Here is a 16659-nt window from a genome sequence, read left to right on the forward strand (position 1 = left end):
CTCAGTTCACCTTCAGCACGCGCCAGTCGATGCGGTTGTCGGCGCGGTGTGGCACCTCGACCTTGCTGGTGGCGGCCCACGGGATGACCTGGTTGTAGAGCGGGATGTGCGAGATGAACTCGTGGTCGGCCACCAGGGCGCGTTCGATCAGCTGGTTGCGGTTCTTCGCATCGGTCTCTTTCTTGATGCGTTCGATCAGGCCGTCCTGCTGCGGGTTGGAGTAACGGCCCAGGTTGAAGTTGCCGTCACCACCGGCGCCCGGCGAACGGATCAGCGACTGCAGTGTGTAGAAGGCGTCGAAGGTCGGCACGCCCCAGCCCAGCAGGTAGATGCTGGCCTCGTTGCGCTGGATCATCGGGAAGTAGGTGGCGAACGGCAGCGAGCGCAGCTTGGCTTTCACACCCACCTTGGCCCACTGCACGGTGATGGCCTGGCAGAGCTGTTCGTCGTTGATGTAGCGGCCGGCGCTGCAGGCAAAGTCCACTTCAAAACCCTGCGGGTAACCGGCTTCGGCCAGCAGCTTCTGCGCCGCGGCCGGGTCGTAGGGCCAGCGCACGTCGGCCTTGGCCGTCCAGCCGTTGACCTGGCGCGCGATCATGGCGCCCGTGGGTTGCGCCAGGCCGCGCTGCACCACGCGCTGGATGGTGTTGATGTCGATCGCCTGGTACAGCGCCTTGCGCACGCGCACGTCCTTCAGCGGGTTCTTGCCCTTCACGTTGGAGCCTTGCAGCTCGTCGCGGAACTGGTCCAGGCCGAGGAAGATGGTGCGGTTCTCGGCGCCTTCGAGCACCTTCAGTCCGGGCGCCTGGCGCACGCGCGGCAGATCCTGCAGGCTGGGGTCGAGCACGAAGTCCAGCTCGCCCGAGAGCAGGGCGGCGGTGCGGGTGGCGTCCGATTTGATCGGCGTGTAGACGATCTCGCTCACGTTGCCGCCGAACTTGCCCTTGCCCCACCAGTTCGGGTTGGCGGTGAGCACCAGGCGCTGGTCGGGCGACCAGGACTTGAGCACGAACGGACCGGTGCCCAGCGCGTGGCGGTGCGAGTAGGTTTCTTCCGGCGTCTTGATGTCCTTGGGCTCGGCGGTCTTGTTCTTCTCGGCCCAGGCCTTGCTGAGGATGCGCAGCTCGGTGAGCTGGTTCACCAGCACCGGGTTGGGCACGTCCGAGAAGATGTCGATGGTGTGGCTGTCGACCTTCACCACGCGGTCGATGCCCTGTGCGTAGACCGCGTAGTTGCTGGTCTTGGCCTTGGCGCGTTCGAGCGAGAACTTGGCGTCGTCGGCGGTGAAGGGGCTGCCGTCGCTGAAGGTCACGCCCTTGCGCAGGGTCACGCGCAGTTGCGTCGGGTTCAGCAGCTTCCATTCGGTGGCCAGCGAGGGCTCGGGCTTGAAGGTCTTGCTGTTGTATTCGACCAGGGTCTCGTAGACCGCCGAGTGCAGGGCGTTGTTGACGCCGACGTTCTGCGCGTGCACGTCCCAGGACGACACGTCGGCCGAGCGGGCGAAGCGGAAGGTGGAGGCCTGCGCGGCCGTGGTGCCGGCCGCGGTCAGTGCCAGGGCCAGGAACAGGGGAGAGAGTCGGGGGAGCTTGCGCATGGGGTCTCGCTACGGGTCCATTGGAAAGAAAGAAGCCGCCATTGTTCCGGCGATGGGCTCGTTGGGGAACGATTGGGAAGTCATGAGCTTATGCCTGGTGGCCTCGCTTCGCCGTGGTAGGGAAAGCCGCGGCCATTGCGCCGCTGGCGTGCGGTAGGCTCGGTGCATGACCCAGTCCAGTTTTGAATTCGATACCCCCACACCGCTGCCCGAGCCCGCCAGCAGCAAGCCGGCTCCGCGCCGCCGCGCCACCGCCGTTGCCGCGCCCATCCCCCTGTCGCCCGAGCAGATGGCGCAGCGGCTGGACCAGCACCCCGACTACCGCGTGCTGCGCCGCCTGGTGCCGGTCTGGGACTACGGCCCGGCACCGCGCGACGCGGCCGGCCAGCGCGTGCTGGTGCTGGACACCGAAACCACCGGCTTGTCGCACCAGGTCGACAAGATCATCGAACTCGCCATGTTGAGCGTGATGGTGGATGCCAACACCGGCATGCCGTTCGGCACCGTCGAGGTGTTCGAAGGTTTTGAAGACCCGGGCATGCCCATCCCCGCCATCGCCAAGGAAGTGACCGGCATCAACGACGAGATGGTGCAAGGCCAGCGCCTGGACGACGCGCAGGTGGCCACCTTCGTGGCGCAGGCCGACCTGGTGGTGGCGCACAACGCCGGCTTCGACCGCCCGTTCGTGGAAGCGCGTTTCCCGGCCTTTGCCGACAAGGCCTGGGCCTGCTCCTTCGCCGACATCGACTGGAAAGCCGCTGGCGCCGGCTCGGCCAAGCTCGGCGCGTTGGCGCTGGACCAGGGCTGGTTCTACGACGCACACCGCGCGCAGGTCGATTGCCATGCACTGCTGCAGGTGCTGGCGCGGCCGGTCGGCCCGGAAGACCAGGCGCCGAAGTGCCCGACCGGCCTGGGCCGCCTGATCGCCGCCGCCGGCAGCGCCAGCTTCAAGCTGCGCGCCACCGGCTCGCCGTTCGATGCCAAGGACGCGCTCAAGGCGCGTGGTTACCGCTGGGACGGCGAGGGCAAGGTCTGGTACTGCACGCTGCCGGACCAGGCCCGGCTGGACGCCGAGCTCGAATGGCTCAAGGCCGAGGTGTATGGCCGGCGCGCCGCGAGGGTGGAGATCGAGGCGCTGGACAGCCAGGTGCGTTATTCGGCGCGGCCCGGCCGCCTGCTGCAGCAAAGCCTGTAGCCACCTGCACCACCGGTGCGCCGTGGTGGCGCGCGGGCAGCCGGCCCGCTACCACCGCCTTCCGCCTGAAGGCGTGGCCTCAGCGGTCGAGCGCCGTGGAGGCCTTGCGCAGCGACAGCCAGGCGAAGGCCCAGCCGACCAGGGCGCCGGCCAGCACGTCCAGGAACACGTGCTGGCGGATCGCCATGGTGGACCACACGATCACCACGCAGTGCAGCACGCTGAGCCAGCGCAGCCAGGTGGGCGCGCTGGTCTGGGTGAAGATGCGCTGCAGCCACAGGGCCGAAAACACCGACGAGCCCACGTGCAGCGAAGGGCAGGCATTGCCCGAGGCGTCCAGCCCCTTGAGGAATTCCAGCCGCGGGTGCAGGGACCAGTCGATCTCGCTGAGCGGCGTCTGTGTCGGCAGCACCCAGAACAGCCCCAGGCAGAACAGGCACAGCGCCGTCACCCAGACGCCGTAGCGCAGCAGCTGGCGGAAGTCGGGCAGCAGGGCCGGTGGCAGTGAGACGTAGAACCAGAGCGAGATGTAGGCCCAGAAGGCCTCGGGCACGAACGGCACCCAGTGGTCGGGCGCCAGCTCCGGCATCATGGTCGGCTCGGCGATCGGGTGCTTCAGCACCCAGAAGTAGGCCTGGAAGAACAACACCATGAAGGCCGTGGTGCCCAGGGCCTTGAGGTACCAGAGCGTGACGAAGCGCGTCAGGAGGCGGACCGGCCAGGCGCGTTCGTGAGGTGGGTTCATGGAGGTGATGGCCCGTCGGTGGTGGTGGCCGACCTAATGTACGTCACGCACGCGTCGGCCCGGCGACACCCGGGCCCGCCCGCCGGGGCCCGGCAGGGGGCCCGCTTTGTATAATCCGCTGCCTTGCGAAGGGGGCGGCAGGTGCCCGCCCCGGGGCCGAAAGACACTGTGTCTGCTGGCCTCCGTTTCTTCGAAAGAGCTCCTCTGTCCGTTGATGCGCAAGGGCTTGCGCACCGGTCATACCCGTGCAAGTCCCGTTTCTCCGGCGTTTTTCATGAGCTCCACCGAACTGATCCGCACTTTTTTGACCGACCGACTGGGCGTGGACCCCGACCAGGTGCAGCCCGACGCGGTGCTGGCCGACCTGGGGGTGGACTCGCTGATGCTCGCCGAACTGATGTTCGAGGCGGAGGACCGCCTGGGCATCGAGATCCCGTCCGACGTGCAGCCGCCCAAGACCGTGGCCGAGATGAAGGCCGTGATCGACGCGCTGTTGCCGCTGAAGGCCGGTTGAGTCCATGGGCGCGCACCGCGTCGCAATCACCGGCATCGGGCTGATCAGCCCCTACGGTGGCGACACCACCGATTTCTTCCACCGCCTGCTCGCCGGCGAGTCCGCCGTGCGCCACCTCACCACCGAGGCACCGCCGCGCCCGCTGTCCACGCCCTTCGTGAGCTGCCCCGGTTTCGACGCCGAAGCCGCGCTGGGCAAGCCGCTGGCGCTGATGATGGAACGCTTCAGCCAGCTCGGCACCGCCGCCGCCTTCCAGGCCTGGGAGCAGGCCGGCCTGCCGCGCCAGCCGGGCGAGAGCGACGAAAGCCGCGACACCTGGGGCTGCATCTGGGGCACGGCGCTCGGCGGCCTGTCGGCGCACGAACGTGGCGCGCGTGATCTCTGGGTGAACGGGCGCGAGCGCGTGTCGCCGCTGTCGGTGGTGCTGGGCATGAACAACGCGGCCAACGCCCACATCTCCATCCAGCTCGGCCTGGGTGGTGTCAGCACCAGCCACACCGCGGCCTGTGCTTCTTCCGGCATGGCCATCGGCGAAGCCTTCCGCCGCGTGCGCAGCGGCGAAGCCACGGTGATGCTCACCGGCGGCTCCGACGTCTGCCAGTCGCACGGCGTGGTGCGCGCCTGGGAAGCCATGCGCGTGCTGTCGCCCGGCAATGCCGACAGCGCCCCTGCCGCCTGCCGCCCGTTCGCGGCCGACCGCGCCGGCCTGGTGCTGGGCGAGGGCGGTGCCGCCCTGGTGCTGGAAGCCTGGGACCACGCGCTTGCACGGGGCGCCACCATCCATGGTGAAATCGTCGGCTATGGCACCAGCTGTGATCACAACCACCTGGTCCGCCCGCACCGGCAGGGCCAGGTGCGCGCCCTGCGCGCCGCGCTCGATGACGCCGGCCTGGCGCCGCACGACATCCACTACGTCAACGCGCACGGCACCGCCACCGCCGAAGGCGACCCGGTTGAAGTGGCCGCGCTGCGCGAGGTGTTCGGCGAACGCGCCGCGGCGCTGCCGGTGAGCGCCACCAAGTCCATGCACGGCCACCTGCTCGGCGCGGCCGGTGCCATCGAAGCGGTGGTGACGGTGCTGGCGCTGCGCGAGCAGGCCATTCCGCCCACCGCCCACCTGAGCGGCCGGCTCGACCCCGCCTGCGAAGGCGTGGACCACGTGCTGCAGGGCCGGCGCGGATTGAGCCTGCAGGCCGCGCTGTCGAATTCGTTTGCTTTTGGCGGCAGCAATGCCGTGCTGGCGTTTGGCGCACCACCGCGCTGAAGCCTTTACCCTGACCGACTGGACCCCATGACCGAATCCGTTTCCCCCGCGACCGTCGACGCCCTCTGGCCCGAAGTGGTGGCCCTGATCATCGAAGCCCTCAACATGGAACTGACACCTGCCGAGGTTGACCCCGACGGCCCGCTGTACGGCGAAGGCATGGGGCTGGACTCCATCGACATGCTGGAGATCTCGCTCGTGATCTCCAAGCGTTACGGTTTCCAGATGCGCTCGGACAACGCGGACAACGAGAAGATCTTCGCTTCGCCGCGCGCCCTGACGGCCTACATCGCCAGCCAGCGCGCCGTGTGAGATGACCCCGTCCTCGGTGTTGCGCGACCTCGGCGTGCTGCTGCTGATGCTGGCCTGGATCGTCGCGGCGCACGTGGGCAGCACCGGTTGGGGCAATGCCAGCTTCAATGCCGCGGTGGGCGTGTTGCCCATCGTGGTGGCCTTGCTGATGGCGCTCTGGCGCCTGCCGCACTGGGCCGCGCGCACCTGCGGCGTGCTGGCGCTGGCCGCGCTGCTGGCCTGGCTCTGGCCGCAGCTGCGCCACAACGTGGCCCTGCTGTACTACGTGCAGCACCTGGGCATCCACGTGGCGCTGGGCGTGCTGTTCGGCAAGTCGCTGATCGGGCCGGGCGATCCGCTCATCACCCGCATGGCGCGGCGCATCTTTCCCACGCCGCTGTCCGAACGCAAGCTGCGCTACACGCGCGGCGCCACGCTGGCCTGGACCATCTTCTTCTTTGCCAACGCGCTGGTTTCCACCGCGCTCTTCATCTGGGCGCCGGCGGCCGTCTGGTCGGTGCACGCCAACCTGTTGACCGGGCCGCTGATCGGGCTGATGTTCCTGGGTGAACACCTGGTGCGCATGCGCCTGCTGCCGCCCGAAGAACGGCCCGGCCTGGCCGCCATCGTGCAGGCCTACAAACGCGAATCGGCCGCGCGCAGCGCCGGCCATTCGCCTCCATGAACCCTTTCTCCGCTTCCGTGAACGATTCCCAGACCTCCGCCGCCGCTGACGCCGCCGGCACCAGCACCCACCTGCCACTCGTCACGGCCCTCGGGCTCGACGACGTGCTGGCCTGGTGCGCCTCGGGCCCGGTGCGGGTGCGTGAATTCCTGGCCGACGCCCAGGCGCTGGCCGCCCTGCTGCCGGCCGGTGACTGGCTGCTCAACATGTGCGAAGACCGTTACCACTTCGCGGTCGGTTTCGCCGCCGGCCTGATGCGCGGCAAGGTCAGCCTGCAACCGGCCTCGCAGTCGCCCGAAACCCTGCAGCGCCTGGCCGCCGACTACCCCGGCGTGAGCTGGCTCGCCGAAAAGGCAGACACCGTGCCCGGTTTGCCCGGCATGGTGTTCCCCGCGCCCGGTGTGCTGCAGCGCACCGAGGTGCCGCAGATGCCGCAGGTGGCGGCCGAGCGCGTGGTGGCGATCCTGTTCACCTCCGGCTCCACCGGCCTGCCGCAGCCGCACCGCAAGACCTGGGGCAAGCTGGTGCAGAACGGCCGCGCCGAGTCTGCGGCGCTGGGCCTGCTGCAGCGCCCGCACAGCCTCGTCGGCACGGTGCCAGTGCAGCACAGCTACGGTTTCGAGTCCACCTTCCTCAACGCCCTGCACGGCGGCTGCAGCTTCGCCGCCGGCAAGCCGTTTTACCCGCAGGACATCGTGGCCGCGCTGCAGGCCGTGCCGCGCCCGCGCATGCTGGTGACGACACCGTTCCACCTGTCCGCGCTGCTGGCCTCGGGCCTGCCGCTGCCGGCGATGGACCTGGTGCTGTCGGCCACCGCGCCGCTCAGCCCCGAGCTCGCCCACCGCGCCGAAGCCGCCTGCGGCGCGCCGGTGCACGAGATCTACGGTTCCACCGAATCGTCCGCGCTGGCCTGCCGCCGCACGCTGGATGGCGCGCACTGGCAGCTGATGGGCACGGTGCAACTCGAACACGAGGGCGACACCACCTACGCCAACGGCGGCCATGTGGAGGGCCGCGTGCCGCTGGCGGACGTGATCGAGTCCGGCGAGGGCGGCCGTTTCCTGCTGCACGGGCGCCACGCCGACCTGATCAACATCGCCGGCAAACGCACCTCGCTGGCTTACCTCAACCACCAGATCGGCGCACTGCCGGGCGTGGTGGACGCGGCCTTCTTCCTGCCCGACGGTGCCGACAGCGACGCCGCCGTGACGCGCCTGGTGGCCTTCGTCGTCGCGCCCGGGCTCGATGCGCGCGCCGTCATGGCCGGGCTGCGCGAGCGGCTGGACGCGATCTTCCTGCCCCGCCCGCTGGTGCTGCTGCCGGCCCTGCCGCGCAACAGCACCGGCAAGCTCACACGCCAGGCGCTGCAGGTGCTGTACGAGCAGACCGTGGGGCCCGCGCATGGAGCGCACTGAGTTCCACTGGACCGTGCCGGCAGACCACCCGGCCTTTGCCGGCCACTTCCCGGCGCGTCCCATCGTGCCCGGCGTGGTGCTGCTCGACCAGGCCCTGCTGTTCGCCGCCCGCCTGCCCGGCCGCGTGGCCGGCCCCGGCTGGCAGGTGGCGCAGGCCAAGTTTTTCGTGCCGGTGGGCCCGTCGCAAACCCTGCGCTTCGTGCTGCAGACCACGCCACGCGGTGCCATTGCCTTCAGTGCGGTGGACGAAGAGGGCCGGGAAGTGGCGGCCGGCAGCCTGCTGCCGCCAGCGGCGCCATGACCACCAACAGCACCCCCGAGTGGATGCGCCAGCGCGAGCGCAGCAACCTGGGCATCCTGCGCTTCATGGTGTGGATCTCGCTCACGCTGGGCCGGCCCGTCGGGCGCGTGGTGTTGCGTGGCATCGCGCTGTATTTCCTGCTGTTCTCGCCGCAGGCGCGCCGCCACAGCCGCGCCTACCTGGCGCGGGCGCTCGGGCGTCCGGCCACCTGGCGCGACGGCTACCGCCTCGTGCTGAGTTTTGCCAGCACGGTGCACGACCGCGTCTACCTGCTCAACGACCGCTTCGACCTGTTCGACATTGAATTCGTCGGCAACGACGCGGTGCGCGCCGCGTTGCAGCGCCAGCCCGGCGCGTTGCTGGTGGGCGCGCACCTGGGCAGCTTCGAGGTGCTGCGCGCCATGGCGCATTCGCACGCCCACGCGCCGGTGGCGATGATGATGTACGAGGACAACGCGCGCAAGATCAACACCATCCTCAGCGCCATCAACCCGCAGGCCCAGCAGGACGTGGTGGCGCTGGGCCACCCCGACTCGATGCTCAAGGCGCGCGACCGGCTCGACGCCGGCCACCTCGTGGGCTTGCTGGCCGACCGCTCGCTGGCCAACGACAGCACGGCAGAATGCATGTTCCTGGGAGCGCCGGCGCGTTTTCCGGTCGGGCCCTGGCGCATGGCGGCGATGCTGCGCCGGCCGGTGTTCTTCATGGCCGGCCTCTACCTGGGCGGCAACCGCTACCGGCTGCACTTCGAGTTGCTGGCCGACTTCTCCACCGTCGAGCGCGGCGAACGCGACGACGCCATCGCGCAGGCCATGCAGCGTTATGCCGAACGGCTCGGCGAACACTGCCGGCAGACGCCCTACAACTGGTTCAATTTTTTCGACTTCTGGCACCGCACATGATCCGACGCTTCTTCACCGGTCTGCTGCTCCTGGGCTTCACCGCCCTGGCGCAGGCCGCGCCTTTCGACATCGACCAGCTGATGGCCGCACTCTCCCGCAACCCGGGTGGCAAGGCCACCTTCGTCGAGAAGCGTTACCTCGCGCTGCTCGACTGGCCCGCGGTCGCCACCGGCGAGATGACCTACAGCCCGCCCGACCGGCTGGAGCGGCGCCTGCTCACGCCGCAGGTCGAGACCATGATCCTGGACAAGGACACGCTCACGCTGGAGCGCGACCGCCGCCGCATGAGCATCCGCCTGAGTTCCAAGCCCGAGGTGGCGGCTTTCGTGGACAGCATCCGCAGCACGCTGTCGGGTGACCGCGCGGCGCTGGAGCGCAGCTACAAGATCGCGCTCAGCGGCCACATGGACGCCTGGGTGCTGAGCCTGGTGCCCAAGGACAAACGCATCGTCGAGATGCTGCAACGCATCAAGCTCAGCGGCGTGCGCGACCAGGTGCTGGTGATCGAGTACCTGCAGGCCGACGGCGACCGCACCGAAATGACCATCTCGCCGGTGGCCACGCCATGAGCCGGGCCGCCTGGCGTGCCCTGTGGATCTGGCTGGCGGCGATGGCCGTGGGCCTGGTGCTGTTGTGGAACACGCGTTTCTCGGCCGACGTTTCTTTCTTCCTGCCTTCGCGCCCGACCGCCGAACAGGCGGTGATGGTCGACCAGTTGCGCGAAGGCGCGGTCTCGCGCCTGTTGATGGGCGCGATCTCCGGTGGCACGCCCGAGCAGCGCGCCGACGCCTCGCGCGCGCTGCGCGCCGCGCTGGCCGAAGACCCGTCGCTGGACACGGTGCAGAACGGCGAATCCACCGCGATGGAGGCCGCGCGCGACTTCCTGCTCGACCACCGTTATGTGCTGAGCGGCGCTGTCACGCCCGAACGCTTCAGCGTCGACGGCCTGCGCGCTGCGGTCACGAACAGCGTGAACCTGCTGAGCTCCTCGGCCGGCCTGCTGTTCAAACCCTTCCTGGCGCGCGACCCGACCGGTGAACTGGTTGAACTGATCTCGGGCCTGAACGCCGGCGTGCAGCCCAACGAGCAGGAGGGCGTGTGGGCCTCGCGCGACGGCGAGCGCGCCATGCTGCTGGTGCAGACGCACGCGCTCGGCTCCGACACCGACGGCCAGAGCGCCGCCATCGACCTGATCCGCAGCCGCTTCGAACAGATCCAGCGCGAGCAGGGCGCCTCCGAACTGCAGCTGGAGCTGTCCGGCCCCGGCGTGTTCGCGGTGCGCGCGCGCTCCACCATCCAGCGCGAGGTGAGCCGGCTCTCGGGCATGAGCACCGCCATCCTGGCCGTCATGCTGTGGTTCGTGTTCCGGCGCGTGCGCCTGATGGCGCTCACGCTGGTGCCGGTGCTCAGCGGCACGCTCGCCGCCGTGGTGGCGGTGGGCCTGGTGCACGGCACCGTGTTCGGCATCACCATCGGTTTCGGCGCGGCGCTGATCGGCGAGGCGGTGGACTACGCCATCTATTACTTCGTGCAGTCGGGCCGGCAGGGCATGTCGTCCTGGCGTGAGCAGTACTGGCCCACCATCCGGCTCGGCGTGCTCACCTCGTTGTTCGGCTTTGGCGCGCTGCTGTTCTCCGGCTTCCCCGGCCTGGCGCAACTCGGCCTGTACGCCATCACCGGCGTGCTCACCGCTGCCCTGGTGACGCGTTTCCTGCTGCCCCAGCTCGCCGGCCCCGGCGTGCACCTGACCGACGGCGCGCGCCAGGGCCGCCTGTTGCGCCCGCTGGTGGACCGCGCGGTGCTGCTGCGCTGGCCGCTGCTGGCGCTGGTGTTCGTCTCGGGCGTGTACCTGGTGCAGCAGCGCAACGACCTGTGGCAGTCCGACCTGTCGGCGCTGTCCACCGTGACGCAGGCCGAGGGCGAGCTCGACGCGCGCATGCGCAGCGACATCGGCGCCCCCGACGCCCGCTACATGGCGGTGATCACCGCACCCGACCGCGAGAGCGCGTTGCAGGCCGCCGAACGCGCGGGCGCGAAGCTGCAACCCCTGATCGCCCAGGGCCTGATCGGCGGCTTCGACACGCCGGCGCGATTCCTGCCCAGCGAAGCCACGCAGGACGCGCGCCGCGCCGCCCTGCCCACACCGGAGGTGCTGCGCGAACGCCTGGCCACCGCGCTGGCCGGCGCACCGCTGTCGGCCGAACGGCTGCAGCCTTTCCTGGACGACGTAGCGGCCGCGCGCAATGCGCCAAGGCTGACCCGCGAAGCCCTCGAAGGCACCGGCCTGGGGCTGGCGGTGGATGCGTTGCTGATGCAACGCACCAACGGCTGGAGTGTGCTGCTGCCGCTGCGGCCTGCGGCGGATGCCGACAGCGCCGACATCCCGGTGGCGGCGGTGCGCGAGGCCCTGGCCGGCAGCGGCGCATTGTTCATCGACCTCAAGGGCGAGTTCGACACGCTGTATGGCGACTACATCGACGAGGCCATCGTGCTCTCGCTCGCCGGCATGCTGGCCATCGTGCTGCTGCTGGCCTTCGTGCAGCGCAGCGCGCTGCGCCTGGCCAGCGTGATGCTGCCGCTGGTGATGGCGGTGATGGTGATCATCGCCGGCCTGCACTTCTTCGGTGTGCGCCTGCACCTGCTGCACCTGGTGGGCATGCTGCTCACGGTTGCGGTGGGCTCCAACTACGCGCTGTTCTTCGACCGCCTCGCGCTCGGTGAGCTGATCGATGACGAGACCCTGCTGTCCATCGGCGTGGCCAGCACCGCCACCACCATCGGCTTCGGCGTGCTGGCGTTTTCGTCGGTGCCGGTGCTGCAGGCCATCGGCATCACGGTCGGCCCGGGTGCCTTGCTGGCGCTGGTGCTGTCGGCGGCGTTTGCCGTCAGAAGGCCGGCGCGGTGAGCCGCACGCTGCGCACCGTCGGCCACCTGGGCAACGCTCCGCGGTTGCTGGTGATGCTGCCGGGTGTCGCCATGCGGCCCGAAGACATCTTCGACGCCGGCTGTGGCGCGGCCATTGAACGCCGCGGCCTGGCGCTCGACCTGCTGGCGGTGGACACCGCCGGCATCGGCCTGGACGCGGTGCACACCTGGGACGCGCTGCAACACGAGATCATCGATCCGGCACGTGCGCGTGGTGCGCAGGTCTGGCTGTGCGGCATCTCGCTCGGCGGCATGGTGGCCATGGGCCACCTGACCGAGCGCCCCGGCGCGGCCGACGGCCTGTGCCTGCTCGCGCCCTACCCGGGCAGTCTGCCGAGCGTGAACGCGATCCGGCGCGCCGGTGGCCCCGAACACTGGCGCCCCAGCGAAGCCGATCTGCGCGACCCCGAGCTGCGCGTCTGGCAGTGGCTGCGGTCGCCACCGGCCGATCTGCCGGTGTTCATCGGCTGGGGCAGCGAAGACCGCTTCGCCGCCCGCATCGAACAACTCGCCAACCGTTTCCCGGCTCCGGTGCGCCACGCCGTGCCGGGTGGGCACGACTGGTCGGCCTGGCTGCCGCTGTGGGAAAAATTTCTGGACACCCCCTGCGTCGCCTTCGACGCCTCCCCCCTGGAAGGGGGGCGACACCAGAGGCCCGGCAGAGCCGGTTCCCCGGTGTCTCTGGGTGAAGGCACTTCTGGCGTGGCCGGTCGCGACGGGGAGGATTGACATGGCAGCGCGCTGGACCCCCGCCCCCCTGCTGAGTGCCAGCGCCGCGGTGCACGGTGCGGCCGTGCTGGGCACGCTGGCGGTGCCGGCCGCCTGGCCCTGGGCGGTGGGCGCGCTGGTGGCCAACCACGCGCTGCTGGCCGGTGCCGGCCTGTGGCCGAGTTCGCACCTGCTCGGGCCCAACCTGATCCGCCTGCCCGAGGCCGCGGTGCAGCGGCGCGAGATCGCGCTGACCATCGACGACGGCCCCGACCCCGCCGTGACGCCGCGCGTGCTCGACCTGCTCGACGCCGCCGGCGTGCAAGCCAGCTTCTTCTGCATCGGCCGCATCGCCGAACAACACCCGGCGCTGTGCCGCGAGATCGTGCAGCGCGGCCACCGCGTGGAGAACCACGGCCATGCGCACAGCAACGCCTTCTCGCTGTTCGGCCCCGGCGCGATGCGGCGCGACATCCAGCGCGCGCAGGCCACGCTGAGCGACATTACCGGCCAGGCGCCGGCGTTCTTCCGCGCCACCGCCGGCCTGCGCAACCCCTTTCTCGACCCGGTGCTGCACCGCCTCGGCCTGCGCCTGGCCACCTGGACGCGGCGTGCCTACGACACCCGCAACGGGAACCCCGAGCGGGTGCTGCAGCGCCTGGCCGCGCCGCTGGCCGCGGGCGACATCGTGCTCGCGCACGACGGCCACGCCGCGCGCACACCGGCCGGCGAGCCGGTGCTGCTGGCGGTGCTGCCGCGCCTGCTGCAGACCATCCGCGAACGCCAGCTGCGTCCCGTGACCCTTCTGCAGGGCACCATCGACATGCCTTTTCCCGTAGCCCACTCCGACCACCGCCCCTGACATGAGCCGCCAATCCGTGCAACTGCTGGTCAATGAAGCCAGCGCCACCTTCCGCCCCAGCGGGCGTTTCGCTTACCACTACGCGCGTGGCAAGCTGGGCTACGACACCATCTTCCACGAGATGCTGCGCCGTGGCCTGCTGCCCGAAGGCGGCCACTACCTCGATCTCGGTTGCGGCCAGGGCAGCCTGTTCGCCTGGCTGCTGGCGGCGCGCCAGCTGCACGCGCAAGGCCAGTGGCCCGCTGGCTGGGCGCCACCACCCAAGCCCACGAAACTGCGCGGCATCGAGCTGATGCAGAAAGACGTGGACCGTGCCGCGCGCGCCTTCGGCCCACAGCACCCGGTGGTGCGGGTGGAGCAGGGCGACATGAACGTGGCCGATTTCGGCCGCCCCGACGCCATCCTGATCCTCGACGCGCTGCACTACTTCAGCCACGAACAGCAACGCGAAGTGCTGGCGCGCATCCGCCAGGCGCTGCCGCCCGGCGGCGTGTTCCTGACCCGTGTCGGCGACGCCGGCGCCGGCCTCACCTACCGCATCTGCAACGGCGTGGACCGCCTCGTCACCTACACCCGCGGCCACCGCCTGCCGCGCCTGTACTGCCGCACGATGCAGGACTGGGTGGCCGAGCTCGAACGCCTGGGCTTCGAGGTCGACACCGAGCCCATGAGCGGGCGCAAGCCTTTTGCCAACGTGATGCTGGTGTGTCGGGTGCCGCACGGTGCGCCCGCGCCCGCAGTGGCACCATCTGACACAATGCCCGACCCCCATTCCACCGCCACACCGTGAAGCCCCTGCTGCTGTCCGCTTACACCGCCACCACCTGCCTGGGTGTGGGCCTGGATGCCCACCGCGCGGCCGTGCGTGCCGACCGCAGCGGCCTGGCGCCCTGTTCTTTTGAAACCGTGGACCTGCCGACCTGGGTCGGCGAGGTGGCGGGCGTGGACGAACATCCGCTGCCCGCTGCGCTGGCCGCCTACGACTGCCGCAACCATCGCCTGGCCCTGCTGGCGCTGCAGGCCGACGGCTTCGAGGCGCGGGTGCGCGAAGCGGTGGCGCGTTACGGCGCCGGTCGGGTGGGGGTGTTCATGGGCACCAGCACCTCGGGCATCCTGCAGACCGAGCTGGCCTACCGCCAGCGCGATCCGGTCACCGGCGCGCTGCCCGAGGCCTTTCACTACGGCAACACCCACAACCCGTATTCGCTCAGCGAATGCCTGCGCGAGCACCTGGGCATCACCGGCATGGCCACCACCATCTCCACCGCCTGTTCGTCCAGCGCCAAGGTGTTCGCCGCCGCGGCGCGGCAGATCGAACTCGGCACGCTCGACGCCGCCCTGGTGGGTGGCGTGGACTCGTTGTGCCTCACCACCATGTACGGCTTTGCTTCGCTCGGCCTCACCTCCAGCCAGCCCTGCCGGCCCTGTGACGTGGACCGCGACGGCATCTCCATCGGCGAGGGCGCGGCCTACGCGCTGCTGGAGCGCCCGGGCGCCACGCTGCCGGCCGACGCGGTGTTGCTGCAGGGCGCGGGCGAGTCGAGCGACGCGTACCACATGTCTTCACCACACCCCGACGGCCTGGGCGCGCAGATGGCCATGACGGCCGCGCTGCGTTCGGCAGGCCTCACGGCCGAGGCCATCGGCTACATCAACCTGCATGGCACCGCCACGCCGGCCAACGACGCGGCCGAGGGCAAGGCGGTGGCCGCGGTGTTCGGCGACCGCGTGCCGTGTTCGTCCACCAAGGGCGCCACCGGCCACACGCTGGGCGCCGCCGGTGCGGTCGAGGCGGTGTTGTGCGCCATGGCGCTGGTGGACGGCTTCCTGCCCGGCAGCCCGGGCACGCGCCAGCTCGACCCGGCCATTCCGCTGCACTGCCAGCTGCACGGCGCGGCCGCGCCGGGGCTGCGCCACGCGCTCACCAACTCCTTCGGTTTCGGCGGCAGCAACTGCAGCCTGGTGTTTGGCCGGGGGCAGGCATGAGCGCCGTGAACGCCCCCCTGCACGCCTGGATCGAAGGCATCGGCCTGATCGCGCCCGGCCTGCCCGACTGGCCCAGCGCACGCGCCGTGCTGCGTGGTGAACAGCCCTGGGTGTCCGCGCCCTCGGTGCTGCCCGCGCCCGCGCTGCTGCCGGCGGCCGAACGCCGCCGTGCCAGCCGCGTCATCAAACTCTCGCTGGGCATCGGCCTGGAGGCGGCGGCCGGGGCCGACGTGTCCACGCTGGCCACCGTGTTCAGCGCCTCCGGTTCCGACGGCCACAACTGCCATGCCCTGTGCGAGCAGCTGGCCACCGACGACCGCCATGTGTCGCCCACGCGGTTCCACAACTCGGTGCACAACGCGCCGGCCGGTTACTGGGGCATCGCCACGCGCTCCATGGCGCCGTGCCAGGTGCTGTGCGCCTTCGACGGCAGCTTCGGTGCCGGCCTGGTCGATGCACTCGCCCAGGTGGTGCTCGACCAGCAGCCCACGCTGCTGCTGGCCTACGACAGCGAATACCCCGAGCCGTTGTTCTCCAAGCGCCCCTTGCCCGACTGCGCCGGTGTGGCGCTGCGCCTGGTGCCACAGCGCACGCCGCAGGCGCTGGCCCGCATCCGCGTGAACACCACCGAAGCACCCGCGTTGCCGATGGACACGCAGTCGCTCGAAGGCCTGCGCGCCGCCATCCCGGCGCTGCGTGCGCTGCCGCTGCTGGAGCGGCTGGCGCAGGGCCGCGGCGGTGATGTCTGCCTGGACTACCTGCCCGGCCTGCAGCTGGCGGTGCAGGTCGAGATGGCATGAGCAACACACCCGCGACACCACCCACGCTCGACCACGCCGGCATCGCCGCGCGCATTCCGCACCAGGGCAACATGTGCCTGCTCGACGCAGTGCAGGCGTGGTCGGCCGCGCACATCGTCTGCCGTGCCGTGGGCCACACCGACCCCTTGCACCCGCTGCGCGCGGCCGACCGCCTGGGCGCGGCCAACGGCATCGAATACGCGGCGCAGGCGATGGCGGTGCACGGCGCGCTGGTGGCCGGCGCCGATGCCGCACCACGCCAGGGTTACCTCACCAGCGTGCGCAGCGTGAGCCTGCATGTGGCGCGGCTCGACGACCTGCCGGGCCCGCTCGAAGTGCGCGCCGAACGCCTCTCGGGCGATGCGAACAACGTGCTCTACGGCTTCAGCGTGCAACATGCGGGCGTGTGCCTGCTGGAAGGGCGCGCGGCGGTGGTGCTCGACGCCAACACCCTTTGAATCCGAATCCGAAC

Annotated in this window: 16 protein-coding genes and 1 pseudogene; 15 read left to right on the forward strand and 2 right to left on the reverse strand. The window is 70.4% G+C overall.

Annotated elements, in window-relative coordinates; translation table 11 throughout:
• Position 1: 1 nt before the first annotated feature.
• Positions 2-1594 carry an ABC transporter substrate-binding protein gene (locus tag HPA01S_RS10515; RefSeq protein ID WP_066269668.1) on the reverse strand — a complete coding sequence of 531 codons (1593 nt, stop codon included), beginning with the start codon at positions 1592-1594 and terminating at the stop codon, positions 2-4.
• A gap of 166 nt (positions 1595-1760) precedes the next feature.
• Here HPA01S_RS10515 and HPA01S_RS10520 point away from each other — a divergent pair, with 166 nt between their 5' ends.
• A complete protein-coding gene (locus HPA01S_RS10520; RefSeq protein ID WP_084360604.1) occupies positions 1761-2789 on the forward strand; it encodes a 3'-5' exonuclease in 1029 nt (342 codons plus the stop codon).
• A 79-nt stretch (positions 2790-2868) separates the two neighbouring features.
• Here the strand turns inward: HPA01S_RS10520 and HPA01S_RS10525 are convergent, their stop codons facing one another.
• Positions 2869-3534 carry a phosphatase PAP2 family protein gene (locus tag HPA01S_RS10525; RefSeq protein WP_218005342.1) on the reverse strand — a complete coding sequence of 222 codons (666 nt, stop codon included), beginning with the start codon at positions 3532-3534 and terminating at the stop codon, positions 2869-2871.
• Between the two features lie 274 nt (positions 3535-3808).
• Here HPA01S_RS10525 and HPA01S_RS10530 point away from each other — a divergent pair, with 274 nt between their 5' ends.
• The 14 genes and pseudogenes from HPA01S_RS10530 to HPA01S_RS10600 all read left to right on the forward strand — a co-directional run bounded on the left by HPA01S_RS10530 (position 3809) and on the right by HPA01S_RS10600 (position 16645).
• On the forward strand, positions 3809-4048 hold the full coding sequence (locus HPA01S_RS10530) for an acyl carrier protein (RefSeq protein ID WP_066269670.1): 240 nt from the start codon (positions 3809-3811) through the stop codon (positions 4046-4048).
• A gap of 4 nt (positions 4049-4052) precedes the next feature.
• A complete protein-coding gene (locus HPA01S_RS10535; RefSeq protein WP_066269672.1) occupies positions 4053-5312 on the forward strand; it encodes a beta-ketoacyl-[acyl-carrier-protein] synthase family protein in 1260 nt (419 codons plus the stop codon).
• A 27-nt stretch (positions 5313-5339) separates the two neighbouring features.
• Positions 5340-5624, forward strand: a complete 285-nt coding sequence (locus HPA01S_RS10540; RefSeq protein WP_066269674.1) for a phosphopantetheine-binding protein — start codon at positions 5340-5342, stop codon at positions 5622-5624.
• A 1-nt stretch (position 5625) separates the two neighbouring features.
• Positions 5626-6288: a COG4648 family protein gene (locus tag HPA01S_RS10545; protein WP_066269676.1), complete on the forward strand. Its 663-nt coding sequence runs from the start codon at positions 5626-5628 to the stop codon at positions 6286-6288.
• Positions 6285-8004, forward strand: a pseudogene (locus HPA01S_RS10550) (AMP-binding protein). The gene HPA01S_RS10545 and the pseudogene HPA01S_RS10550 overlap by 4 nt, the downstream one beginning before the upstream one ends.
• Entirely contained in the window at positions 8001-8906 is a 906-nt protein-coding gene (locus tag HPA01S_RS10560) for a lysophospholipid acyltransferase family protein (protein WP_066269681.1), read from the forward strand. The pseudogene HPA01S_RS10550 and the gene HPA01S_RS10560 overlap by 4 nt, the downstream one beginning before the upstream one ends.
• The gene (locus tag HPA01S_RS10565) at positions 8903-9475 is read left to right on the forward strand and encodes a LolA family protein (protein WP_066269685.1); all 573 of its coding nucleotides are present in this window, start codon (positions 8903-8905) and stop codon (positions 9473-9475) included. The genes HPA01S_RS10560 and HPA01S_RS10565 overlap by 4 nt, the downstream gene beginning before the upstream one ends.
• Complete coding sequence (locus tag HPA01S_RS10570) at positions 9472-11811, forward strand: MMPL family transporter (protein ID WP_066269687.1); 2340 nt, start codon at positions 9472-9474, stop codon at positions 11809-11811. Before HPA01S_RS10565 ends, HPA01S_RS10570 begins: the two co-directional genes overlap by 4 nt.
• Positions 11808-12560 (forward strand): alpha/beta fold hydrolase, encoded by a 753-nt coding sequence (locus tag HPA01S_RS10575; RefSeq protein ID WP_084360605.1) that lies wholly within the window; start codon positions 11808-11810, stop codon positions 12558-12560. Before HPA01S_RS10570 ends, HPA01S_RS10575 begins: the two co-directional genes overlap by 4 nt.
• Position 12561: 1 nt before the next feature.
• Entirely contained in the window at positions 12562-13401 is an 840-nt protein-coding gene (locus tag HPA01S_RS10580; protein ID WP_066269689.1) for a polysaccharide deacetylase family protein, read from the forward strand.
• Between the two features lies 1 nt (position 13402).
• On the forward strand, positions 13403-14191 hold the full coding sequence (locus HPA01S_RS10585; RefSeq protein ID WP_066269690.1) for a class I SAM-dependent methyltransferase: 789 nt from the start codon (positions 13403-13405) through the stop codon (positions 14189-14191).
• Positions 14188-15387, forward strand: coding sequence for a beta-ketoacyl-[acyl-carrier-protein] synthase family protein (locus HPA01S_RS10590; protein ID WP_066269692.1), 1200 nt, complete (start codon positions 14188-14190; stop codon positions 15385-15387). The genes HPA01S_RS10585 and HPA01S_RS10590 overlap by 4 nt, the downstream gene beginning before the upstream one ends.
• Positions 15384-16187 (forward strand): beta-ketoacyl synthase chain length factor, encoded by an 804-nt coding sequence (locus HPA01S_RS10595; RefSeq protein ID WP_066269694.1) that lies wholly within the window; start codon positions 15384-15386, stop codon positions 16185-16187. The genes HPA01S_RS10590 and HPA01S_RS10595 overlap by 4 nt, the downstream gene beginning before the upstream one ends.
• Positions 16184-16645 (forward strand): ApeP family dehydratase, encoded by a 462-nt coding sequence (locus HPA01S_RS10600; protein WP_066269696.1) that lies wholly within the window; start codon positions 16184-16186, stop codon positions 16643-16645. Before HPA01S_RS10595 ends, HPA01S_RS10600 begins: the two co-directional genes overlap by 4 nt.
• Positions 16646-16659: the final 14 nt, after the last annotated feature.

Source organism: Hydrogenophaga palleronii NBRC 102513 (assembly GCF_001571225.1).
Taxonomy (GTDB): Bacteria; Pseudomonadota; Gammaproteobacteria; order Burkholderiales; family Burkholderiaceae_C; genus Hydrogenophaga; species Hydrogenophaga palleronii.

Bases quoted from the DNA above. Each gene is read 5' to 3' on its own strand.
- HPA01S_RS10515 (WP_066269668.1), bottom strand. From the start codon at position 1,594: ATGCGCAAGCTCCCCCGACTCTCTCCCCTGTTCCTGGCCCTGGCACTG.
- HPA01S_RS10520 (WP_084360604.1), top strand. From the start codon at position 1,761: ATGACCCAGTCCAGTTTTGAATTCGATACCCCCACACCGCTGCCCGAG.
- HPA01S_RS10525 (WP_218005342.1), bottom strand. From the start codon at position 3,534: ATGAACCCACCTCACGAACGCGCCTGGCCGGTCCGCCTCCTGACGCGC.
- HPA01S_RS10530 (WP_066269670.1), top strand. From the start codon at position 3,809: ATGAGCTCCACCGAACTGATCCGCACTTTTTTGACCGACCGACTGGGC.
- HPA01S_RS10535 (WP_066269672.1), top strand. From the start codon at position 4,053: ATGGGCGCGCACCGCGTCGCAATCACCGGCATCGGGCTGATCAGCCCC.
- HPA01S_RS10540 (WP_066269674.1), top strand. From the start codon at position 5,340: ATGACCGAATCCGTTTCCCCCGCGACCGTCGACGCCCTCTGGCCCGAA.
- HPA01S_RS10545 (WP_066269676.1), top strand. From the start codon at position 5,626: ATGACCCCGTCCTCGGTGTTGCGCGACCTCGGCGTGCTGCTGCTGATG.
- HPA01S_RS10560 (WP_066269681.1), top strand. From the start codon at position 8,001: ATGACCACCAACAGCACCCCCGAGTGGATGCGCCAGCGCGAGCGCAGC.
- HPA01S_RS10565 (WP_066269685.1), top strand. From the start codon at position 8,903: ATGATCCGACGCTTCTTCACCGGTCTGCTGCTCCTGGGCTTCACCGCC.
- HPA01S_RS10570 (WP_066269687.1), top strand. From the start codon at position 9,472: ATGAGCCGGGCCGCCTGGCGTGCCCTGTGGATCTGGCTGGCGGCGATG.
- HPA01S_RS10580 (WP_066269689.1), top strand. From the start codon at position 12,562: ATGGCAGCGCGCTGGACCCCCGCCCCCCTGCTGAGTGCCAGCGCCGCG.
- HPA01S_RS10585 (WP_066269690.1), top strand. From the start codon at position 13,403: ATGAGCCGCCAATCCGTGCAACTGCTGGTCAATGAAGCCAGCGCCACC.
- HPA01S_RS10595 (WP_066269694.1), top strand. From the start codon at position 15,384: ATGAGCGCCGTGAACGCCCCCCTGCACGCCTGGATCGAAGGCATCGGC.
- HPA01S_RS10600 (WP_066269696.1), top strand. From the start codon at position 16,184: ATGAGCAACACACCCGCGACACCACCCACGCTCGACCACGCCGGCATC.